Source organism: Nocardiopsis sp. NRRL B-16309, assembly GCF_001279585.1.
Taxonomy (GTDB): domain Bacteria; phylum Actinomycetota; class Actinomycetes; order Streptosporangiales; family Streptosporangiaceae; genus Nocardiopsis.
Map to the genome: position 1 here is coordinate 64928 of NZ_LGEC01000068.1, position 20622 is coordinate 85549.

Consider the following 20622-nt stretch of genomic DNA (forward strand, 5'->3'; position numbering starts at 1 on the left):
GCGGGTCAGCCGTCCCCGGGCGGGCTGCCTTCCTGGCCGCCGGAGGGAGCCCCGCCCGCGCCGGGGCCGCCGTTCATGCCGGACGCCTCCTGCTGCGTGACGCTGTTGGCGTAGTCGTTGCTCGGGTCGCGGTAGATGGTGTGGATGTGCCCCCACCCCGACGTGGTGTACCCGTCCACGTCGGCGCCCGCCGACCCCTGCTGGTTGGAGAACTCGATGTAGGCGTTCGGCCCGGAGATCTGGAAGTAGACGCCGTCGCCCTCGGACATGTCGTACTCGGTCGCTCCCGACCAGTTCACATAGGTCTCGTCGAGTGTCGCCTCGACCTCGGCCAGCGCCTCGGCCGTGGTCTCCTCGTCCGACAGCCCCACCCAGTTGGCGATCACGTCGAGCAGCAGCTGCTTCTGCTCGTCGGTCAGGTCCGCGCCGGCGAGGCCGGTCCCCGTCGGGTAGTCGCAGGTGCCGCCGGGCGCGCAGGTGAGGTTCGCGACGTCCGATCCCTGGTACAGCTCGGCCCGCTGTTCGTCGGTCAGGCTGTCGTAGAAGGCGAAGGCCGACTCGTACATGCCCGAGAGCGGCTCGACCTCGTCGCCCTCCTCGTCGGTGTAGACGGCGGGCTGGAGGCCCAGGTGCGTGGGCGCGAACGTGATCGAGTCGTCGGTGCCGTCCAGCGTGGCGTTCAGCCCGAGGTGGTGGCCGCCGAACTGGACCTGCCACGCGCCGGAGTCGGACGGGTCGCCGAAGAAGGCGATGTAGTACTGGCCAAGGGAGTCCTCGGTGCTGGAGCTGTTCTCCAGGAGGAACTCGTCACCGCCCATGATGCCGGTGGCGGTCTCGTACCCCTCCTCGCTCAACAGCGCTTCGAGGACCCGCATGGCCGCGGCCCGCTGCTCGTCGTCCAGGTCGTCGAGGTTCAGCCCGGCCCGGTCGACGAAGGTGACCGGGAAGTTCGACCACGACGTGGTCTTGGACTCGTCGTCGTAGGCGTGGAGCAGCTGTTCACGCTGTTCGTCCGACAGCGTCGCCATGAAGTCCTCGGCCGCGGCGGCGGTGCCGGTGATCGTCTCCTCGCTGGTCGTGGACTCGGAGGCCTCCGCCGTCGTCGCGGACTCCGACGCCGACGACGTGGTGGTGGACGCCCCCGAGGCGCTGGTGCCCGTGGCGGCGCACCCGGTGAACACGAGGGCCGCCATCAGCAGGGCCGCCGCGATGCCCACGGTCCTCTTGCGTGTCGGTCGGTGCCGGGCGCGCACGTTGTCCTGATCGTTGCTGTTCGTCATGAGGACGAAGGTAGGGAAGGAGTCTTGGTGTTTCCCGTGTACAGGGTGAGAGCGGTGTAGGAATGGCGTCGGCGGGCGGGTCCGGTCGTCGGGTGTCGTGACCGTCGGCCTGGTCGTCCTCCGGACACGGATGCCGTCCGGGAGGTTCCGCGGGGCGCCTGGAGCGCTGTCGAACCCGTCCGTCCGCGGGGTGATCGGACGCCGGGCCGCGTTCACCGATGGGCGGCCAGCACCGCGGCCAGGCCCTCCCGCAGGTCCTCGACGAAGAACGCGGGGACCTCCAGCGACGGGAAGTGCCCCCCGGATTCGGGCGCCCTCCATCGGACGATCCGGCGGTACCGCTCCTGCGCCCAGACACGCGGGTACTTCTCGATGTCGCGGGGATAGGTCGTGATCGCGGACGGCACGTCGACCCGCAGTTCGGGATCGAGCGAGTCGTGGCTCTCGTGGTAGATCCGCGCCGACGACGCTCCGGTCCGCGTCAGCCAGTACAGGGTGACGTTGTCGAGGATCCGGTCTCTGGAGATCGTCTCGAACGGGCTGTCCTCGGTGTCCGACCACTCGGCGAACTTGTCGAGGATCCAGGCGAGCAGCCCGACCGGCGAGTCGACGAGCGCGTAGCCGATGGTCTGCGGCCGGGTCGCCTGCTGCTTCGCGTACGCCGCGCGCCGACTCCAGAAGTCGCGGGTCTCCTCGGCCCACGCGCGCTCGACCGGCGTGAGCACGTCCGTGCTCAACCCGGGCGGCGCGTGCCCCACCGCTGTGTGGATGCCGAGAACGTGCGCCGGGAACCTGCCGCCCAGAACCGTGGTGACGTTGCTTCCCCAGTCGCCGCCGTGGGCCAGGAACCGGCCGTACCCGAGCCTTCCCATGAGTTCCACCCACGCGGCCGCGATCCTCTCCACTCCCCACCCGGTGGCGGCCGGCTTGTCGCTGTAGCCGAAGCCCGGCAGCGAGGGGGCCACGACGTGGAACGCCGGGGCGTCCGCGTCCTCGGGATCGGCCAGTTCGTCCACGACGTCGGTGAACTCGGCGATGCTGCCCGGCCAGCCGTGCGTCACGATCAGCGGAGTGGCGTCCGCGCGCGCGGATCGGCGGTGCAGGAAGTGGATGCCCAGGCCGTCGATGGTCGTGCGGAACTGGCCGATGCGGTTCAGGCCCTCCTCGAACGCCCGCCAGTCGTAGCCGGTACGCCAGTAGTCCACGACCTCGACGAGGTCGGCGAGCGGAACGCCCTGGTCCCATCGGCGGGGGCCGGGATCGGCGCCATGGACGGTCTCCGCCTCCGGTAGCCGCGCCGCGGCCAGTCGCGCGCGCAGATCGTCGAGGTCGGCGTCGGGTGCGTGGGCCTCGAACGCGTGCACGGTCGGACGGGACATGGGACCTCCTGGCCATCGCGGAACCGGCCATGATCAACGCGAACCGGCTAAGACGGTTCTAGCAGGCCGCCATATCCGAGCGCAACCGGCTATGGTGGTTCCATGCGCACTGAGTTCCCCGAATTCCGCCTCGGCAGCGTGCTGGCGACCAGCTTCACGGCGACTCTGACGGAGCGTCGCGGCGACGCCGTGGAGCGCATTCCCACGCCGCAGCGACTGATCGACTGGCTGGCGGTGCACGGCCTCGACGTGGACTCCTGCACCACCGCCCAGCTCGACCTCGCGCGGGAGCTGAGGGAGTCGGTCCACGCCGCCGCGACGGCGGCCGCGGTCCAGGACGCCCTCCCGGCCGCCGCCGTCCACGTCATCAACGACCGCAGCGCCCAGGGGCGGGCCGCGGCGGTCCTGACGCCCGAGGGCCGGCGGCGGTGGCGGCTCGGCTCGGCTTCCGCCTTGGAGGACGCTCTCAGCGTGATCGCCGCCGACGCGATCAGCGTCATCGCGGGCGAGCGGGACGGAAGGCTGGCCCTGTGCGCATCACCGACCTGCCGAGCCGCCTTCTTCGACACGAGCCGGAGCCGCACCCGCAAGTGGTGCGACATGAACACGTGCGGGAACCGCCAGAAGAAGGCGCGCTTCCACGCCAACCAGCGCAGGAAGCGCGCATCGGCGGAGTGATCGCCGCGTCGACACGTCCACGGCGGCCGATCCCGGAACTCCCGTTGTCGTCCACGGGCCGATGGCTTCCACCGGCACATCGGACCGGCCGTCCTCGGCGACCGCCTCCGCAAGCTCGCCGAGCACCTGGGCGCCACGGTGGCGACGACGGCGGGCCGCTCCGCCCGGGTCATCGACCGGACGTCCCCGTTCGAGCGGACGCTGGAGGCGATCGCCCACGTCGAGCGGAGCCGCACCAAGGTCGGAAATGTCGTCGTCTCGATGGCCCCCGACCACGGCTGAGGCCGGGGCGACCACACGATCGCGCCCCTCGCGCCCATGCCCGGCGCGGTCGGGGGCGCACCGCTTCGTCGGCGCGGGAGTCCCGCGAAGCCCAGCCCCGGGGGGCAGGCCGTTGGTCTCCGCTCTCGGGAGTCGGAGCCGAAGGTTCACACGCGTCGCGTGTTCCGGCCGCCCCTCCGTGCGGGTTCTCCCAAAAGCGCGGTGACGCCGTCCTCGACTCGGTCGAGCAGGTCCCGGCCGAACACGCACAACGTGTTCTCCCAAGGGTGTCCGAACGTTCCCAGCCGCAGGTCGGGAGTCGTGTAGACGTAGTAGTCCCCGTCGGGGAAGACCTGGCCCGGCACGTCGGGGCGGCCGGGGCCGCCGACGCGGCGCGGATCGAAGCGGAAGCCCACGTGGTTCCAGTCCAGCCAGTACAGGGACTCTCCGGTGCGGGCGAGTGTGAGCAGTGCGGGGACGATGACCTGATCCAATGCGGGCCCGGGGCCGTCCAGGAACCAGGTGGCCGATGCCTCGGGTTCACGGATGCCCGGGTGGACCTTGACACTGGGCGCGAAGGAGAACCTTTCGTAGAAGCGGTCCCAGAGGTCGTCGTACTCGGGTTCGGAGAAGAGCTGCCGTACCGGCCGTTCCGTGGCCGGGGCGCCCGGCGGGGACCAGTGGTGGGAGCGGACGGTCGTCACCTCCTGGAAACCCGCACCGAGGTACATCCGTCGCAGGTCACCGTCGGCCTCGGCCACGACGAATCGGGTTCCGGCGCCGCACCATCCCCAGATGCGGGGCAGGGTCGGCCGGGTCCACTCCGTCATGGCGCTGAGCAGAGCGGGCCAGGGAGAGGTCATCCCCTCCACCGCGACGAACGGGGTTCCCTTGAGGAGGTGGAACCAGGCAACCGCCCTGACGGTGCCGTCCCGGACCAGCTTCAGATCGAGTTCCTCTAACTGGGTCCCGTCCGCCCGCATCTCGGAGAGCGGGCGTCGGTGCGGTGCGCTCTCCTCGGCCAGAAGCGCGGCCTGGTCGTCGCCGTGGTCACGCCCGGTGAGAAGGGTGTGGTGCGGCGGCGGAGCCACGTCGGGGACGGCGCCCAGCGGGGCGACCAGCACCGAGCGCTCCCAGCCGGGCGCGAACCCGGCCGCGCGCAGAGCCCCGGCAAGGCCCTGACTGTCGTGCGAGTGGACACGCCACTCGACCGGTTCGGACCTCCTGTGGGCCTCCTCCTGCCGGCGCCGGACGAGGCCGGTCACGTCAGCTCCGGTGGTGTCGGCGTGATCGACCACCGCGTGGGTGCCGTAGTGGACGCTCACCAGCGGCCCGTCGCGCTGCACGACCGCTCCGACCGGCGGCGGCTCGGGGACGTGGGCGCGCAGGTGCGCGTCGTAGTCGGCCAGCAGATCGCGGGCGTCCATGGTCGTGCTCCCGTTCGGTGCCGTGTCGCTGCTGGAGGCGGAACGCTCCATCGTGACAGGCCGAGGCGTGACCGGTGGGGGCGCGGGTCACGCCGCAGAACGCGGACCCGGGGCCTCCGGGCGGCCGTGGGAGGTCACGCGCAGGCCTCCCGGAGTTCGCGTTTGAGGATCTTGCCGCTGGGGCCGAGCGGCAGCTCGGTGAGCAGCCGGACCACACGCGGGTACTTGTGCCGGCCGAGCCGCTCCCGCGCCCAGTCGGCGATCTCCTCGGGGGTGGCCGCCGCGCCCGGCCGCAGCACCACGGCGGCGCAGATCTCCTCGCCGCGGGCCTCGTCCGGGAGCCCGACCACGGAGACCTGGGCGATGGCCGGATGCCGGGCCAGCACCTCCTCCACCTCGCGCGGGTAGACGTTGAAGCCGCCGCGGATGATGAGGTCCTTCTTGCGGTCGACGATGCCGAGGAAGCCGTCGGCGTCCCGGACGCCGAGGTCGCCGGTCCGGAACCAGCCGTCGACGACGGCGGCGGCCGTGGCCACGGGGTCGTCGAGGTAGCCCGCGAAGACATTGTGGCCGCGCACCACCACCTCGCCCACCTCGCCGTCCGGCAGCAGCGCGATCCGCTTCTCCTCGCCGGCGTCGGCGATCGCCACCTCCACGCCCCACACGGGGTGGCCGACCGTGCCGGGGCGGCGGCCGGTGGTGTGCTGGTTGAAGGTCGCCGCGGGGGAGGTCTCGGTGAGCCCGTAGCCCTCCAGGACCGTGGTGTCGAAGGCGGTCTCGAAACGCTCCAGCAGCGCCACGGGCAGCGCCGCACCACCGGAGACGGCGGCCCGCAACGTGGTGGGAAGAGGCCGCGCACCGGCGTCCGCGGCCTCGGTGAGCGCGTGGTACATGGTCGGCACGCCCATGAACACGGTGACCCCCTCCTCGGCCATCAGCTCCAGCGCGCCCGGGCCGGTGAAGCGCGGGGTCAGGACCAGGGTCGCTCCGGCCCGCAGGGTGGTGTTCATGGCGCAGGACTGGCCGTAGCTGTGGAACAGGGGCAGGCAGCCCAGCACCACGTCGTCGCCGGTGAGCCCGAGCAGGTCCTGGGCGCAGACGGTGGCGTTCATGACCAGGTTGAGGTGGGTGAGCCGGGCGCCCTTCGGCCTGCCGGTGGTGCCGCTGGTGTAGAGGATCGCCGCGGTGTCCTCCGGCTGCCGGGGCTCGGCGTACGGCAGCGGATCGTCCCCGGTGCCCACCTCCAGCACCTCGACCCCGACCCGCGCGGCGGCGGCGTCGGCCACCGTCCGCAGCGGGCCGCCGCTGACCACGGCCACGCAGCCGCTGTGGCGCAGGACGTACTCGACCTCCTCCTCGACCAGCAGCGCGTGCACCGGAACGACGGTCCCGCCGGCCGCCAGCACGGCGTAGTAGGCGCGCGGGAAGTCGGCGGTGTTGGGCAGCAGCACGGCGACGCGGTCGCCCGGACCGACGCCGCGCCCCCGCAGCACCGCGGCGAAGCCCAGCACCTGGCGCCACAGCGCGGCGTAGCCGATGCGCACCCCGTCTTCGACGACCGCGGTCCGGTCGGGGTAGCGGGCTGCGGAGTCCCGCAGGATGGTCGCGACGCTCAACTGCACGGCGCCTCCAGGAGTGAGGTGGGCGGGGCCCGGGAACGGTGGACTCCGCCAGCATCCGACAGCGCCCCGGCCGTCGGCCATGGGCGGATGCCCACCATGCGCCCGTCCCGACTGGGCGTACGGCCAAGTACGGGCACCGGGCTTCCCTCCGCGCTGTGCGGACGCCTAACGTGGCCGCATGACCGAGGGCGAAGGAACCGGACGCGCGCTGCGCGGCCGACTGGCACGAACGCTGCTCGCGGACGTCGAGGGGCTCACCCGCCGCGTGGTCGCCGACATCTGCGAGCACAGCCCGGCCTACGCCTCCGGCAGTCCGGTCCCGGTCGCCGATCTGCACGCCGTCTGCCGGCACAACGTGCTCCTGTCCCTACAGGCGTTCGGCGGGATCCCGGCGAGCGCCGGTGACATCGAGGCCGCCGCCACCGAGACCGGGCGGCGCCGGGCGGAGCAGGGCATGCCGCTGGACACCGTGCTGCTCGCCTACCGGCGCGGCGGCCGGGTGCTGTGGCAGGCCATGGCCGATCTGCTGCGCGGCGCGGTGCCGGCCGAGCAGGACGCGGGCCTGGAGGTGGCGGGCGCGCTGTGGGAGATCGTCGACCGCTTCTCGACCGTGATGGCCGACGCCTACCGGCTGACCCAGCTCGAACTGCTGCGCCACCAGGACTCGCGGCGCGGCGCCCTCTTCGCGGCCCTGCTCGAAGGCCGCGGCCGGGATCCGGTGGTGATGTCGGCCGCGACCGAGGCCCTCGGCCTGCCCGCACGCGACCGGTACGCCCTGGTGGTGATCGACCTCGGCGAGAACCCGGCGGCGCCGCCCAACCCCGGCCCGGCGCTGCTCGACGCGGGGATGTGGTCGTTCTGGCGCCCCTGGGCGCAGCGGTACGCCGGTCTGGTCCGCCTCGGGACCGCCGAACCGGGCGCGCTGGCGGACGTGCTGCGCGAGGCGGAGGTCGGTACCGCCGGCGTCTCCCCGGTGTTCGAGGAACCGGCGGCGGCCGACACGGCCCTGCGCCTGGCCGAGCGCGCCCTGCGCACGCTGGCGCCGGGCACGGGGGAGGTCGCGTGCCTCGACGCGCGCCTGGCGGAGGCGTGCCTGGCCGGGGACCCGGAGATCGCCGACCTCATGGTCGCCCGGTACCTGTCCGGGGTCCTGGCCTCCGGTCCCGAACGCTCCGTCCTGCTGCGCACCCTGCGCGTGTGGCTGGACGAGGGCTGCTCGGTCGCCCGGACGGCCGAACGGATCTACTGCCACCGCAACACGGTGCTGAACCGCCTCGCCCGCGTCGCCGAGCTCACCGGCCGGCCCGTGGAGTCCGGTGAGGCCCGCCTCGGCTGGGCGCTGGCGCTACGCGCCACCGGCCTGCCCCGCTGACGCCCGTGGCGGTGCCCCGCGCGCCGCGTGGACGCCTGCGGCGGTCCGCCGCACCCCCGATCTGACCCTCCGACGTCCGTCGCGCTCCCTGCCGAAACCGGTGGCGGTGCACCGTGCGCCGCGTGGGCACTGCGGTACGCACCCCGTCGCGCGTTCGCGCACTCCACCGCTCGTTGGGCATGTGCACAACACCGGCCGCCCAGGTTCATGCAACGGGAACATTGCCGCTTCGTGTCGGGCCCCCGACCATGGAGGGAACCGGCCACGGGGCGGGCGACGACCTCGTCCGCTCCGGGACCCGCTCACCGCCGACCGCCTCCGTCCCGTGCCGGATGCGCCCCGACACCACGGGGTCGGCCCACGACCCCGTCGGCGTGCCCGACGCCTTCCCCGCACCGGACGGCCGAAGCCCCGGTCTCCCTGGCCTCGCCCGCAGCTCCACGCGAAGCACCGTGCGGAGCGCCCGCGCGATCCAGGACCACCAAGGAGTACACATGAGTTCCCCCCTCTTCACCCTGGGCCTCCCGCTGGCCCTGGGCCTGGTCATGTTCGGCCTCGGCCTGTCGCTGACCGCGGGCGACTTCGGCCGGGTGGTCCGGTTCCCGAAGGCCGCCCTCATCTCGCTGGTCTGTCAGATCGTCGTCCTGCCGCTGATCTGTCTGGGACTGGTCCAGGTCTTCGGACTGAGCGGTGTGCTGGCGGTCGGCATGATGCTCCTGGTCGCCTCGCCCGGCGGCTCCTCGGCCAACCTCTTCAGCTACCTGGCCCGCGGCAACGTGGCGCTCAACATCACGCTCACCGCCGTGAACTCGGTGCTGTCCGTCTTCACGCTGCCGATCGTGGTCGGCCTGTCCATCACGTACTTCCTCGGCGACGACGCCTCCATCGGGCTGCAGTTCGCCAAGGTGCTCCAGGTGTTCGCGATCGTGCTCGTCCCGGTCGCCATCGGCATGGCGGTGCGCGGCCGGTTCCCGGGCTGGGCCCAGGGCATGGGCAAGACGGTCAAGATCGGCTCCACGGTGGTGCTCGCCCTGGTCATCCTGGCCGCCGTCGTCTCGCAGTTCGACGTCCTGCGCGACAACATCACCACGCTGGGCCCGGCCGCCCTGCTCCTGTCGGTGCTGAGCCTGGGCGTCGGCTACCTCGTGCCCCGCCTGTTCGGGGTGACGCGCGGCGACGCCACCGCCTCCGCGATGGAGATCGGCATCCACAACGCGACGCTGGCGATCGCCGTGGCGGTCTCCGTGCTCGGCGACGAGGCCCTGGCGCTGCCCGCGGCGGTCTACGGCGTGCTGATGTACCTGCCCGCCTCGGTCGCGGCCTACCTGCTGGCCAGAGCGGGACGGGCCGCGAACAGCCGGGTGGCCGAAGTCGGCTGACCGGTCCCTCCGATGGCTCCCGGCTCATGGTCCGCCCCGGCTGATCTGCCGCCCCCGCGGCCCCTGAGGCCCCGGCCGTGACGAGGGCGTCCGCGCGCACCAGGAGGGCAGCCGGTGTCCGGGGAGCACGGCGCTCCCCGGACACCGGTGCGTCAGGGGGCGCCGTGGCGTTCGTCCAGCCGAGCGGGGCGGGCGCGCGTCTCACGTCCCGGTGGCCATGGCACCGTCTCGGCGGCTCCACCGGAGCGGCCGGGTACTACTCCGGGGGAAACAGGGTCACCTGGGTGATGGTGCGCCCGTTGGCCTGGTCGACCCTGGCCCGCCACGAGTCGAGTTCCACCTCTTCCCCGGCCTCCTGGGGGATGTGGCCCAGGACGGCGATGATCAGACCGGCGATGGTGACGTAGTCGCCCTCGGGAACGTCGCTGAGGTGGACGTCGATGTCGGGCAGGTCGTGCACCGGGTAGGTCCCGGGCAGGGTGAGCGATCCGTCCTCGTTGTGGGACACGGTACGGACGTCGGAGTCGGTCTCGTCGTAGATCTCGCCGACGATCTCCTCCAGCAGGTCCTCCAGGCTCACGATCCCGTCGACCCCGCCCATCTCGTTGACGACCACGCCCAGCTGCTGGTGTTCGGCGATCATGCGGCGCAGCGCGAGCGACACGACCAGGGAGTCGGGCAGGAGCAGCGGTTCGCGGGCGAGTTCCCGGGTGCTGCCCTCACCACGGACCAGATCGGACCAGTGCACGACGCCGAGCACGTCGTCGAGGTCGTCGTCGTCCACCACCGGCGCCCGCGAGTGGCCCTGCTCGGCGAGCATCTGCGCCGCCTGGTCCGCGGGTGTGCGGGAGGGGATGGTGAAGACCTCGCCGCGGGGGACGACGACCTGGCGCAGGCGCCGGTCGTCGATCTCGAAGGCTCCGGAGATGATGGTGCGCTGCTCGCGGGTCATGCCCCGCTGGGTGGCGAGCATGTCGCGCAGCTCCTCCTCGCTGATCTCCTCCTTGGCCGCGGAGGGGTCGCCGCCCGTCAGGCGCACCACCAGGTTGGTCGAGATGCTCAGCAGCCACACCACGGGGCGGGAGAGCGTCGCGAGCAGGTTCAGCGGCCGGGAGACCATCACCGCCCAGGTCTCGGCCCGCTGCATGGCGATGCGCTTGGGCGCCAACTCGCCGAAGACCAGTGTGACGAAGGTCAGGACCACGGTGACCAGGACGATCGACACGGGGGCGGCGGCGGAGCCGAGGAAGCTCATCGGTCCGACGAGCGGTTGGGCCAGGGAGACGGCGGCGGTGGCTGAGGCGAGGAAGCCCGCGAGGGTGATCCCGATCTGGATGGTGGCCAGGAAGCGGTTGGGGTCCTGCGCCAGACGAGCCACCGCCCGACCGCCCGGTCCGCGTGCGGCGAGCTGCTTGATCTGCCCTTCCCTGAGAGTGATCAGGGCGATCTCGCTGCCCGCGAACAGGGCGTTGACGAGAACGAGGACGAAGACGAGGCCGAGCTGAACCCCGTAGCTTTCCATAACTGCTGCCGTCTTTCGATGCTGGAGTGGTCGTGGGCGACCCCGGTGCGGGCCGTGACACCAGAGCCTCCCACAGTCCCGCCCCAGGTGGCGTTCACGGGTGCCCGACGGCGCCGGGCGCGCCTCGTGGCGCGGGCTCCGGGCTCAGGGGAGGCCGTGCGGCCGGTCCGGCGCGTGGACCTCCGTGCCTGTCGCGGCCGGCCCCGCTCCGGTGGTCATTCCTGGTCGGCGGAGTCCGCCTCGCGGACGCTGTGGTGCGGAATGACGGCGACGGGGACGCGGGCCCGGTGGAGCACGCTCTGGCTCACCGATCCGAGGAAGAGGCCGCGCAGGCCGCCCCGGCCACGGGAGCCGAGCACCACCAGGTCGGCTTCGGCGCCCTCGGTCAGCAGTGCGTCGGCCGGGTGCTGCCGTGTACAGACGACGCTGACGTCGACGTTGTCGGCGGTGTCCGCTCCGACCTGCTCGATCATGTCCGTGACCAGGCCCTTCGACAGGTGTTCCGGCCACCGGTCCGGTGCCTGTCCGCTCATGGTGACCAGGGACTGCGAGGCGAAGGGAGTGGGCGTCTCCATGCTGTTCACCACCACCAGCGAGGCGCCCGCGCCTCCGGAGGCCTGTTCCAGGGCGAACGCCAGTGCCCGCTGGGAGCACTCGGAGCCGTCCACGCCCACCACGATCCGCCGCGGCTCGGCGCGGGCACCGGCGTCGGACGTGCCGTGGACCACGACCACCGGGCAGGCGGCCCGAGCGGCCAGTCGCACGCTCGTCGATCCGAGGAAGGCGGAGCCCAGGGCGCCCAGCCCGCGCGAACCGACGACGATCACGTCCGCCGGTCCGGACCTGCGCATCAGCGCGACCGCGGGTTTCTCCAAGGCCAGGCTCGTCTCGACCTGATCGGTCAGCCGATGCGTACGCACGTGTTCGGCCGCGTCGGCGAGCACCAGCTCGCCGTGCGCGACCGCCGCGTCGGACGGGGCCAGGCGCAGGACCTCGGTGTCGCCCGCTCGCGCCAGCGGCACGGACAGCGCGTACACCACGACCAGGGGCACGGCGCGCCGGTCGGCCTCCGCCGCTGCCCAGACCAGCGCCTCGTGTGCTGTGGATGACCCGTCGACCCCCACCAGCACCTTCGGCGGGTCGGGCGCGTCCTCGCCCATCGCGGCTCCTCGGGGCGCTGAATCCTGTGCCTTACTCCTGGTCTTCCGTGTAGCCGCCGGGCTAAACCCGGTACGCGGCGACCAGGCGGCTCACGGCCGGCCCGAGAAGGCCGTGGGCCCGGGGGCGGCTCAGCCCTGCGGGGCGGGCGCGGGGGCGCCTTCGGAGGCCTGCACGAGGACGAAGCCCTGGCCCTCGAAGGAGAGCTGGACCGCCTCGCCACTGCCGCGGCCGACGAGCGCCCCGGCCTTCATGGTCCGCCGCACACCGGCGCGCAGTGAGCCGGACCAGGCGACCGCGGCGTCGGTGTCGACGAAGGTCGGCTGGTCGACGTTGAGCAGCACCGGCGAACCGTGGCAGGCGACCGCCACGCGTCCCCGCCCGCTGAAGACCGTGTTGAACAGGCCTCCCGACATCATCCCGGCGCCTTCGACCCGCCGGATGTCCCAGGTCAGACCGGTCTCGAAGGCGAGCACGTTGGCGCCGTTGACGGTGAGGGCGTCCTCCTCCAGGTCGATCAGGTGGATGTCCCAGGCGTCCTTGGCCAGGAACACGTCGCCGCGGCCGGTGACGCGCATCAGCGGCAGGCCCTCGCCGCTGAAGGACTTCTTGAGGAACCGGCCGATGCCGCCCGCGCCCTCGTAGGAGAAGTCGATCTCGCCCTGGTAGGCGACCATCGATCCCTGGCGGGCGAGCACCTCGCCGTCGAGGCCCACGCGGAGCATCTTGTCGTTCTGGAGGGTCATGCCGGGCCGGCTGTTCTCGCGGGCCCGGTCGAAGAGTTCGCTGCGCATGCACCGATCCTGCCGTTTCCGGGTGGTCGGTGGCACGCGACTCGCCGGACAAGTCAGGCGATAGGCTTCCAATCCGGTCGCCCTGCCGCCCGCACGGCGGGCCGGGGCTCCGGGGCCCGACCCGCCGCGTGCCGCCGGTTCCCGCTCCGGTCACGGGCCTTCGAGCTCGTCGAGCCGGACCGGGCGTGCGGTCGTGACCGAACGGACGGCGGCGAGGGCGACGGCCAGGGCGGCGCGCGCGTCCGCGCCGCCGACGGCCGCGGCCCGGCCGGCGCGAACGCTGTCGGTGAAGTCCCTCAGCTCGGCCACGTAGGCGTCGTGGAAGAGGTCCTGGTCGTAGGTGACGCAGTCGGCGCGGATCCCGTCGGGGCCGTAGGAGGTCAGATGGGTGCGGCGCGCGTCGCCCATCGTCACCATGCCGCCCGAGCCGAAGACCTCGCCGCGGACGTCGTAGCCGTAGACGGCCTGGAAGCTGGCCTCGGCGGTCGCCAGGGCCCCGTTGTCGAACCGGATGGTGACCACCGCGGTGTCGAGCAGTCCGCGGTCCCGGAAGTCCGGGCGGACCAGCGCGTCGGCCATGGCGGAGACCTCGACCGGCTCGGCCCCCGGATTGAGGAAGCGCAGGGTGTCGAAGTCGTGGATGAGCGTCTCCAGGAAGATCGTCCACGGCGGGATCCGGGCCGGGTCGGCCAGCCGCGGGTCCCGGGTGAGCGAGCGCAGGATCTGCGGCGTGCCGACCGCCCCTGCGTCGATCCGGTCGCGGGCCGCGCGAAAGCCCGCGTCGAAGCGCCGGTTGAAGCCGACCTGGAGCTGCACACCCGCCTCCCGGGCGGCACCGATGGCGCGGTCCGCGTCGGCGAGGGTGAGCGCCATCGGCTTCTCGCAGTAGACCGGTGTGCCCGCGCGGGCGGCGGCCACGACCAGGTCGGCGTGGGTTCGCGCGGGGGAGGCGATCACGACCGCGTCGATGCCCGGGTCGGCGAGGAGCCGGTCGATGTCGGTCAGGGCCGTGGGGCAGCCGAGATCGTCGGCCAGGGCGCGGGCCGTCCCCGGAGTGGGGTCGGCGACGGCGGCGAGCCGGACCCCGGGCAGGCGCTGGGCGAGCGTGCGGGCGTGGAAGGCGCCCATCCGTCCGGCGCCCACGAGGCCGACGGCCAGGGGAGGCGCGGTGGTGGACGCGACCGCGCCGTGGCCGGTGTCGTGGGGACTCATGGCGTTCTCCGTGTGTCGTGGTGATGGTGGTGTCAGTGCGGCCGCGGGTCCGTGGTCACGGGGTGAAGGCGGCCCGGAAGCGTTCCAGTGCGAGCTCTCCGTCGGTCGAGGCCCAGGCCTCCAGGGCGACCGTGCCCTCGTAGCCGAGGTCGGCGAGTGCGCGGGCGATGGCCGGATAGGCGATCTCCCCCGTTCCGGGCTCCTGGCGGCCGGGGACGTCGGCGACCTGGACCTCGCCGATCAGGCCCTGGCCGTGCGCCCGGCGCAGGAGTTCGATGAGGTTCCCCCCGCCGATCTGCGCGTGGTAGAGGTCGAGGTTCATCCGCAGCCCCGGGTGGTCGACCGCCGCGACCAGCGACAGCGTGTCCTCGGCCCTGGCGAAGGGCACGCCGGGGTGGTCCACGGCGGTGTTGAGGTTCTCCAGGGTGAAGGTGACCCCCGCCCGCGCGCCGAGTTCGGCGAGCCGGGTGAGCGTGCGGTGGGCGGCGATCCACATGGGGCCGGTCGCCGCCCCGTCGACCGGGCGCACCGGCAGGCCCCGGTCGTCCAGGCCGGTGCCGTGCAGGTTCAGCCGGGGGCAGCCCAGGCGTTCGGCGGCCCGGACGGAATCCTCGGCGGTGAGCAGCAGTTCGGCCGCGCCGTCCGGATCGGTCAGGGTGCCCCGGATGTAGCCGGTCATCGAGGAGAACACGGCTCCGGTGCGCGCCAGCGCGTCCAGGTCGTGCCGCGTCCAGTCCCAGATCTCCACCTCGAAGCCGAGGTTGTGGATGCGCCGTGCGCGGTCCTGGACCGGCCGGTCCAAAAACAGCATCTCGGCGCAGGCCGCCAGTGTGCGCATCTCTTCCGCCTTTGCGCTAGAACGTTCTAGTTACCTGGCGTCAGTAGACCGGCAGCCGCCCGCGGGCGTCAAGGGGTTCCCGGGCAAAACTAGAACGTTATAGTCGAGTGACGGGCCTCCGCCGGGAGTGGCCTACGATCATCGGGCAGCAGCAGCAGCAGCAGTCGACGCCGACGAGGAGGGCCAGCCGTGCCACCGACGACGCCGGGCCCCCGCGGGAGGCGCCCGACCCTCGCCGACGTCGCGGCGCGCGCCGAGGTGTCCACGGCCCTGGTGTCCATCGTCATGCGCGGGGCCAAGGGCGCGGGGGAGGCCACACGCGAGCGGGTCCTGCGGGCCGCCCGGGAGATCGGCTACCGTCCGGACACGCGGGCCCGGCTCCTGCGCAGCCACCGGTCCCGCCTGCTCGGCGTGCAGTTCGGCCTCCAGCAGCCCTTCCACGCCGACCTGGTCGAGGGCCTGTACGCCGTCGCCGAGCCGGCCGGATACCAGCTCGCGCTGAGCGCGGTGGCCGCCGGACGGGGCGAGGAACGCGCGGCGCAGTCGCTGCTCGACGACCGCTGCGAGGCCCTGATCCTGCTCGGCCCGCAGGCCCCGGCCGCCCGCCTGGCCGAGCTTTCGGCGGGGCTGCCCGTGGTGTCCGTCGCCCGGAGGCTGAGGCCGGCCGTGGCGGGGGTGGAGGTTGTGCGCACGGCCGACGACGAGGGGGCGCGCCGGGCGGTGGACCACCTGGTCGGTCTGGGCCACCGCGACATCGTCCACGTCGACGGCGGTCGGGCGCCCGGCGCCGCGGACCGGCGGCGCGGCTACCGCACGGCCCTGCGCCGCCACGGGCTGGCCGAGCGTGCCCGCGTCGTGGCGGCCGGCACGGGGGAGGAGGACGGGGCCCGCGCGGCTCGCGGGCTCCTCGCCGACGGCCCGCCGCCCACCGCCGTCCTCGCCTTCAACGACGACTGCGCCTCGGGGATCCTGGACGTCCTCCTCCGGGCCGGCGTGCGGGTGCCGGACGAGGTCTCGGTCGTCGGCTTCGACGACAGCCGCCTGGCCCGGCTGGCCCACATCGACCTCACGACGGTCGCCCAGGACGCGGCGCGCCTGGCGGACCTGGCGGTCGGCCGGGCCATCGCCCGCCTGGAGGGGGAGGAGACACCGGGCGAGACGGTCGTCGCGCCCCGCCTCGTCGTCCGCGGGACCACGGCCCCGCCGCGCGACGGCTCCTGACGGTCGACGAGCGCGGCTCCGCGGGGCGGAGCGTGACCTGTCGGGGCGCCTGGAGAACGCCCTGGCGTTCCTGGACTGACCGGCGCGGTTCCCGATGAACGCCCGGACCGGGCGGTCCCACGGCGGTGAGCAGCGTGTGTATCGGTCCTGTATCCCCTGTGTAGGCGTGCCTCCTAGCGTGGCGGGCAGCCGCCACACGCGGTGGACGGCTCGGAGCACCGCTCCGCTCACGCAGAGAGACAAGGAACCCGCCATGCTCGGATCGCTCAGCGACCGCCTGCTCTCCCTCGTCGTCCCCAAGACCGAGGCGAGCGCCGGCTTCTGCTACAAGGAGCGCGCCAACCACGACGGCCGCCTGGTCTGCCGGACCTGCTGCGTCAACACCACCTACTCGTGCGGCAACTGGTCGGTGCACTACTGCTGACCGATCTCGACCCCGTGGGAACACCCGTCACGACCTGCGCGTGTATCGCGCATGTATCCCACATGTAGCCGCCCTCCCTAGCGTGGCCGACGGCCGCCGGGAGTCACCGGCGGCCGGGTCCGCCACCACCGGCGCGGACCGGACACGGAGTGCCATGGGCCGTCGGATCGTCCCGGTCGGCCACGGCCTCCCCTGATCGGAAGGGAACCCCCCATGTTCGGCTCACTAGGCGACCGGCTTCTCGCCGCCGTCGTCCCCAAGGCCAGGGCCACCGCCAATCCGTACTGCTGGTACGAGTACGCCCCCATCACTTCCCCCTGCATCCGTCGCTACTGCTGCGACCCGCCCGGCAGCACCCCGATCTCCTGCACGTACTTCCGGCCCTGCTGACCCGTAGCTGAACAGCCCCTGCCCGGGGCCCGTCCCACCGGGGTGCCACCGATGTCCCACGTCCAGATCTCGTGCCAGGTCCTGCTGGCCCTCGTGTTCTGCGTGTCCGCGGTCAGCAAGGTCCGCGGACGCGCGGCGTTCGACGGTTTCGTGACCGCTGTGCGCCGGCTGGCCCCCCGGTGGGCGCTTGGGAGCGCTCCCGCATCCCGGCGGCTCGCCGCCGCGCTGGTGGTGGCGGAGGCCGGAACGGTGCCTCTGCTCCTCGTTCCCGGGTGGTCCTGGGCGGGGCTCGCCAGCGCGGCCCTGCTGCTCGCGGCGTTCAGCGCCGCCGTGGCCAGGGTCCTGCGCGCCGACGAGCGCGTCGCCTGCCGGTGCTTCGGGGCCTCCGACGTTCCGCTGCGCCCGGTGCACCTGGTCCGCAACCTCGTCCTGCTCGCCACCGCCGTGGCCGGGCTCGTGCCCGCCCTCGCGTCCGTTCCGCTCCCCGAACCCGGTGCCGTCGCGGCCTCCGCCGCGGTCGGCGCCTTCGGCGGGCTCCTCGTCGTCCTGACCGACGACATCGTGCTCCTGTTCTCCCCTCTCGTCCCGAGGAGTGCCACCCCCCATGACCGTCTTCGTCGCCGTACTGTCCGTCCTCGTCGGAGCGCTGTGCCTGCTCAACCTCCTGCTCACCGTCGGCGTGATCCGGCGGCTGAAGGAGCACACCGCACTCATCGGGGAGCTGCGTTCCTCGGCCTCCGGCGCACCAGTCCAGATCATGCTTCCGGCCGGTGAGGAGGTCGGCGACTTCTCCGCCCGGACGACCGACGGCGCCGCGGTGAGCCGTGGAACGCTGGGAGGGGAGACCCTCGTCGGCGTCTTCTCCCCGGGCTGCTCCGCCTGCGCCGAGCAGATGCCGCTGTTCACCGAGTTGGCCGCGTCCTTCCCCGGCGGACGGGACCGCGTGCTCGCCGTCGTCGTGGGCGACGCCGAGGAGTCGGCGGAGGAGGTCGCCGCGCTCACCCCCGTCGCACGCGTGGTCCAGGAGGCGCACGGCGGCGACGCGTCCGCGGCGCTGGGCGTGAACGGCTTCCCCGCCCTGGCCCGGATCGACGCGGCCGGACGCGTCCTGGCGAGCGGATACAGCGTCTCGGACGTGGAGGTCCTGGCCGGTGTCTGAGCCGACGGCCGAACGGGCGTCCGGAGGCGTGCGCACGACCGTCCGCGGGGCGGGCGCCGCGCTGGCCCTGGCCTGGCAGACCGGGTGGTACCTGCCCGTCACCCACGGTCTGCTGGTGCTGATCCAGGCCGCGGTCCCGGTGGTCATCGCCTGGCAGACCAAGCTGATCCTGGACCTGCTGGTGACCGGGGACTCCACCGGAACGCTGCTGTCACTGGGACTGGGGCTGGCCGCCGCCGGAGTCGTCGCGGCACTGGCCCCCTTCGCGGTCCAGTACATCACCGCCGAGACCGCCCGCCGGGTCGGGCTGCTCTCCCAGGACCGCCTGTTCGCCGCGGCCGAGCGCTTCGCCGGGCTGTCCCGCTTCGAGAACCCCGCGTTCCTGGACCGGCTGCGGCTGGCCCAGCAGTCGGGCGGCGACAGCCCGAGCCAGGTCGTGGCGGCGGTCTTCTCACTCGCCGGCGGGGTCGTCACGATCGTCGGATTCCTCGGGTCGCTGCTGGTGATCAGCCCCTGGATGGCCCTGTTCGTGCTGGCCGCGGCCGTGCCCGCCCTGGCCGTGGAACTGCGGCTGTCCCGCGCCCGCGCGGCGATGATGTGGCGGATCGGCCCGGTGGAGCGGCGCGAGTTCTTCTTCCGGGACCTGCTGTCCAACGTGCAGGCCGCCAAGGAGCTGCGGCTCTTCGGCGTCGGTCCCTACCTGCGCGACCGGATGTACCGGGAACGCGTCGAGTCCAACGCCCAGCGGCGCCGCATGGACCAGCGGGAACTCACCTCCCAGACGCTCCTGGGCATCCTCTCCGCCACGATCGCCGGCGGCGGGCTCGTCTGGGCGGTCCTGGCCGCGGTCCAGGGGCGGCTCACCCCCGGCGACCTGACGCTGTTCGTCGCCGCGGTCTCCGGCGTGCAGAACGCGCTCGTCCAACTGGTGCGGGAGGTGGCCATGGCCCACCACCAGCTGCTGATGTTCGACCACTACCTCAAGGTCGTGGGCTCGGAGGCCGACCTCACGGTTCCCGAGCGCCCCCGTGACGTCCCCGCGCTGCGCCGGGGCATCGAGTTCCGGGGGGTGTGGTTCCGCTACTCGCCCGAGCACCCGTGGACGCTGCGCGACGTGAACCTGGTGATCCCGCACGGCGGCTCGCTGGGGCTGGTGGGGCGCAACGGGGCGGGCAAGAGCACGCTGGTGAAGCTGCTGTGCCGGATGTATGACCCCGAGCGCGGGGCCGTGCTGTGGGACGGGGTGGATCTGAGGGACATGGATCCGGCCGAGCTGCGCCGCCGGATCGGCGCGGTGTTCCAGGACTACATGGAGTACGACCTGACGGCGGCCGAGAACATCGGGCTCGCTCGGTGACGTGGACGTCCTCACCGGCGCCGGCACCGACGACGAGGACCGGCGGGAACTCGTCCGCGCCGCCGCCGAACGCGCCGGTGCGCACCCGGTCATCGCGGACCTGCCGCGCGGCTACGACACCCTGCTGTCCCGGATGTTCTTCGACATGCCCGGCGGCGACAAGGACGGAGACGGGGGCGACCAGAGCGGTGTGCCCCTGTCCGGCGGGCAGTGGCAGCGCCTGGCGCTGGCCCGCGCCTACCTGCGCGGACGGCGGGACCTGCTCATCCTGGACGAGCCCAGCTCGGGGCTGGACGCCGAGGCCGAGCACGAGATCCACACGGGGCTGCGCGCCCACCGGCGCGGCCGGACCAGCCTGCTCATCTCCCACCGGCTCGGCACGGTACGCGAGGCCGAACGCATCGCGGTCCTGGACGAGGGCGCGGTGGTGGAGACCGGGACCCACGACGAACTCATCGCCGCTGAGGGCGTCTACGCCCGCCTGTTCGGGCTCCAGGCCCGGGGGTACCAGCCCCGGGCCGAGGCGGTCGAGGAGGTGGCGCGGTCGTGATGGCGCCGGTCCTCGTGGCCGCCGGAATCGCGGTGGCGGTCCCGGCCTGCGTGCTGCTGTGGCTCAACCGCACCCGGGTGGCGGTGGAGGTGGTCGGACACAGCATGGAGCCCACGTTCCGGCACGGCGACCGCCTGCTCGTGCGCCGGGTCCCCGCCGCGCGGCTGCGCGTGGGCGACGTCGTCGTGCTCGGCCAGCCGGACACCGACGCCCTGCCGGACCTCCTCCTGTTGATGGGCACGGTGCCGCCCTGGGTGGTCAAGCGTGTGGCGGCCCTGCCCGGGGACCGGGTTCCCGACGCCGTGCCCGGGGGGAGCGCAGGGGAGGACGGAAGCGGTCGCACGGTGCCGCCCGGACGGCTGGTGGTCCTGGGGGACAACACCGGCCACAGCACGGACTCGCGGGTGTGGGGTCCCGTTCCGGACGACCGTGTGCTGGGGACCGTCCTCAGGCGGATGTCCGTCTCGCGCGCGGCGCCCGCGGCCCCCGCGGCGGCGGACGACGGCCAGGGCCGTGGGGCCGGGCCGGCCGGTCACCCGGGGGCGGGTTCCTGACGGATCGGGCCGCGGGTGGGCAGGGGGCGCGCACCGGGAGGCCTT

The 20622-nt window shown here is 73.2% G+C and carries 20 protein-coding genes and 1 pseudogene; 12 read left to right on the forward strand and 9 right to left on the reverse strand.

Features of this window, described 5'->3' with window-relative positions; all coding sequences use genetic code 11:
* Window positions 1-5: 5 nt before the first annotated feature.
* Both ADL05_RS12605 and ADL05_RS12610 read right to left on the reverse strand, forming a co-directional pair.
* A complete protein-coding gene (locus ADL05_RS12605) occupies window positions 6-1280 on the reverse strand; it encodes a DUF3500 domain-containing protein (protein ID WP_082376346.1) in 1275 nt (424 codons plus the stop codon).
* A gap of 212 nt (window positions 1281-1492) precedes the next feature.
* Complete coding sequence (locus tag ADL05_RS12610; RefSeq protein WP_053617114.1) at window positions 1493-2659, reverse strand: epoxide hydrolase family protein; 1167 nt, start codon at window positions 2657-2659, stop codon at window positions 1493-1495.
* Between the two features lie 102 nt (window positions 2660-2761).
* On the opposite strand from ADL05_RS12610, the gene ADL05_RS12615 reads away from it, so the two are divergent.
* Both ADL05_RS12615 and ADL05_RS30520 read left to right on the forward strand, forming a co-directional pair.
* A complete protein-coding gene (locus ADL05_RS12615) occupies window positions 2762-3337 on the forward strand; it encodes an ABATE domain-containing protein (RefSeq protein WP_053617115.1) in 576 nt (191 codons plus the stop codon).
* A 138-nt stretch (window positions 3338-3475) separates the two neighbouring features.
* Window positions 3476-3619, forward strand: coding sequence for a hypothetical protein (locus ADL05_RS30520; protein ID WP_156365827.1), 144 nt, complete (start codon window positions 3476-3478; stop codon window positions 3617-3619).
* 146 nt (window positions 3620-3765) lie between these two features.
* Here ADL05_RS30520 and ADL05_RS12620 read toward each other — a convergent pair whose 3' ends face one another.
* Window positions 3766-5025, reverse strand: coding sequence for a DUF2716 domain-containing protein (locus ADL05_RS12620; protein WP_053617116.1), 1260 nt, complete (start codon window positions 5023-5025; stop codon window positions 3766-3768).
* A 134-nt stretch (window positions 5026-5159) separates the two neighbouring features.
* Window positions 5160-6647 carry a long-chain fatty acid--CoA ligase gene (locus tag ADL05_RS12625; RefSeq protein ID WP_053617117.1) on the reverse strand — a complete coding sequence of 496 codons (1488 nt, stop codon included), beginning with the start codon at window positions 6645-6647 and terminating at the stop codon, window positions 5160-5162.
* Between the two features lie 178 nt (window positions 6648-6825).
* Here ADL05_RS12625 and ADL05_RS12630 point away from each other — a divergent pair, with 178 nt between their 5' ends.
* Window positions 6826-8019, forward strand: a complete 1194-nt coding sequence (locus ADL05_RS12630) for a CdaR family transcriptional regulator (protein WP_053617118.1) — start codon at window positions 6826-6828, stop codon at window positions 8017-8019.
* A gap of 494 nt (window positions 8020-8513) precedes the next feature.
* Window positions 8514-9398 carry a bile acid:sodium symporter family protein gene (locus ADL05_RS12635; protein WP_053617152.1) on the forward strand — a complete coding sequence of 295 codons (885 nt, stop codon included), beginning with the start codon at window positions 8514-8516 and terminating at the stop codon, window positions 9396-9398.
* A 256-nt stretch (window positions 9399-9654) separates the two neighbouring features.
* On the opposite strand, the gene ADL05_RS12640 is transcribed toward ADL05_RS12635, so the two are convergent.
* The 5 genes from ADL05_RS12640 to ADL05_RS12660 all read right to left on the reverse strand — a co-directional run bounded on the left by ADL05_RS12640 (window position 9655) and on the right by ADL05_RS12660 (window position 14922).
* A complete protein-coding gene (locus ADL05_RS12640; protein ID WP_053617119.1) occupies window positions 9655-10920 on the reverse strand; it encodes a hemolysin family protein in 1266 nt (421 codons plus the stop codon).
* 215 nt (window positions 10921-11135) lie between these two features.
* Window positions 11136-12080: a universal stress protein gene (locus ADL05_RS12645; protein WP_053617120.1), complete on the reverse strand. Its 945-nt coding sequence runs from the start codon at window positions 12078-12080 to the stop codon at window positions 11136-11138.
* 129 nt (window positions 12081-12209) lie between these two features.
* Window positions 12210-12872, reverse strand: coding sequence for an AIM24 family protein (locus ADL05_RS12650; RefSeq protein WP_053617121.1), 663 nt, complete (start codon window positions 12870-12872; stop codon window positions 12210-12212).
* 150 nt (window positions 12873-13022) lie between these two features.
* Complete coding sequence (locus tag ADL05_RS12655) at window positions 13023-14084, reverse strand: Gfo/Idh/MocA family oxidoreductase (RefSeq protein WP_053617122.1); 1062 nt, start codon at window positions 14082-14084, stop codon at window positions 13023-13025.
* A gap of 55 nt (window positions 14085-14139) precedes the next feature.
* Window positions 14140-14922, reverse strand: coding sequence for a TIM barrel protein (locus ADL05_RS12660; protein WP_053617123.1), 783 nt, complete (start codon window positions 14920-14922; stop codon window positions 14140-14142).
* Window positions 14923-15111: 189 nt separating this feature from the next.
* Between ADL05_RS12660 and ADL05_RS12665 the strand changes: the two genes are divergently transcribed.
* The 8 genes and pseudogenes from ADL05_RS12665 (at window position 15112) to ADL05_RS12685 (ending at window position 20577) form a co-directional block, all read left to right on the forward strand.
* A complete protein-coding gene (locus ADL05_RS12665; protein WP_053617124.1) occupies window positions 15112-16143 on the forward strand; it encodes a LacI family DNA-binding transcriptional regulator in 1032 nt (343 codons plus the stop codon).
* A 253-nt stretch (window positions 16144-16396) separates the two neighbouring features.
* Complete coding sequence (locus ADL05_RS30525) at window positions 16397-16567, forward strand: hypothetical protein (RefSeq protein WP_156365828.1); 171 nt, start codon at window positions 16397-16399, stop codon at window positions 16565-16567.
* A gap of 213 nt (window positions 16568-16780) precedes the next feature.
* Entirely contained in the window at window positions 16781-16957 is a 177-nt protein-coding gene (locus tag ADL05_RS30530) for a hypothetical protein (protein WP_156365829.1), read from the forward strand.
* Between the two features lie 51 nt (window positions 16958-17008).
* A pseudogene (locus ADL05_RS32435) lies at window positions 17009-17404 on the forward strand (MauE/DoxX family redox-associated membrane protein); the annotation flags it as partial.
* Between the two features lie 157 nt (window positions 17405-17561).
* Window positions 17562-18116, forward strand: a complete 555-nt coding sequence (locus ADL05_RS12675) for a redoxin family protein (protein WP_053617126.1) — start codon at window positions 17562-17564, stop codon at window positions 18114-18116.
* Window positions 18109-19473 (forward strand): ABC transporter ATP-binding protein, encoded by a 1365-nt coding sequence (locus ADL05_RS12680; RefSeq protein WP_231640722.1) that lies wholly within the window; start codon window positions 18109-18111, stop codon window positions 19471-19473. Before ADL05_RS12675 ends, ADL05_RS12680 begins: the two co-directional genes overlap by 8 nt.
* Window position 19474: 1 nt before the next feature.
* Window positions 19475-20023: an ATP-binding cassette domain-containing protein gene (locus tag ADL05_RS31760; protein ID WP_231640723.1), complete on the forward strand. Its 549-nt coding sequence runs from the start codon at window positions 19475-19477 to the stop codon at window positions 20021-20023.
* On the forward strand, window positions 20023-20577 hold the full coding sequence (locus ADL05_RS12685; RefSeq protein ID WP_053617127.1) for a S26 family signal peptidase: 555 nt from the start codon (window positions 20023-20025) through the stop codon (window positions 20575-20577). The genes ADL05_RS31760 and ADL05_RS12685 overlap by 1 nt, the downstream gene beginning before the upstream one ends.
* Window positions 20578-20622 lie beyond the last annotated feature (45 nt).

Excerpts from the sequence above, each read along its gene's own strand:
- ADL05_RS12650 (WP_053617121.1), bottom strand. The coding sequence starts at position 12,872 with ATGCGCAGCGAACTCTTCGACCGGGCCCGCGAGAACAGCCGGCCCGGC.
- ADL05_RS12685 (WP_053617127.1), top strand. The coding sequence starts at position 20,023 with ATGGCGCCGGTCCTCGTGGCCGCCGGAATCGCGGTGGCGGTCCCGGCC.
- ADL05_RS12660 (WP_053617123.1), bottom strand. The coding sequence starts at position 14,922 with ATGCGCACACTGGCGGCCTGCGCCGAGATGCTGTTTTTGGACCGGCCG.
- ADL05_RS12620 (WP_053617116.1), bottom strand. The coding sequence starts at position 5,025 with ATGGACGCCCGCGATCTGCTGGCCGACTACGACGCGCACCTGCGCGCC.
- ADL05_RS12630 (WP_053617118.1), top strand. The coding sequence starts at position 6,826 with ATGACCGAGGGCGAAGGAACCGGACGCGCGCTGCGCGGCCGACTGGCA.
- ADL05_RS12610 (WP_053617114.1), bottom strand. The coding sequence starts at position 2,659 with ATGTCCCGTCCGACCGTGCACGCGTTCGAGGCCCACGCACCCGACGCC.
- ADL05_RS12635 (WP_053617152.1), top strand. The coding sequence starts at position 8,514 with ATGAGTTCCCCCCTCTTCACCCTGGGCCTCCCGCTGGCCCTGGGCCTG.
- ADL05_RS12615 (WP_053617115.1), top strand. The coding sequence starts at position 2,762 with ATGCGCACTGAGTTCCCCGAATTCCGCCTCGGCAGCGTGCTGGCGACC.
- ADL05_RS12605 (WP_082376346.1), bottom strand. The coding sequence starts at position 1,280 with ATGACGAACAGCAACGATCAGGACAACGTGCGCGCCCGGCACCGACCG.
- ADL05_RS30525 (WP_156365828.1), top strand. The coding sequence starts at position 16,397 with ATGCTCGGATCGCTCAGCGACCGCCTGCTCTCCCTCGTCGTCCCCAAG.
- ADL05_RS12640 (WP_053617119.1), bottom strand. The coding sequence starts at position 10,920 with ATGGAAAGCTACGGGGTTCAGCTCGGCCTCGTCTTCGTCCTCGTTCTC.
- ADL05_RS30530 (WP_156365829.1), top strand. The coding sequence starts at position 16,781 with ATGTTCGGCTCACTAGGCGACCGGCTTCTCGCCGCCGTCGTCCCCAAG.
- ADL05_RS12645 (WP_053617120.1), bottom strand. The coding sequence starts at position 12,080 with ATGGGCGAGGACGCGCCCGACCCGCCGAAGGTGCTGGTGGGGGTCGAC.
- ADL05_RS12655 (WP_053617122.1), bottom strand. The coding sequence starts at position 14,084 with ATGAGTCCCCACGACACCGGCCACGGCGCGGTCGCGTCCACCACCGCG.
- ADL05_RS12675 (WP_053617126.1), top strand. The coding sequence starts at position 17,562 with ATGACCGTCTTCGTCGCCGTACTGTCCGTCCTCGTCGGAGCGCTGTGC.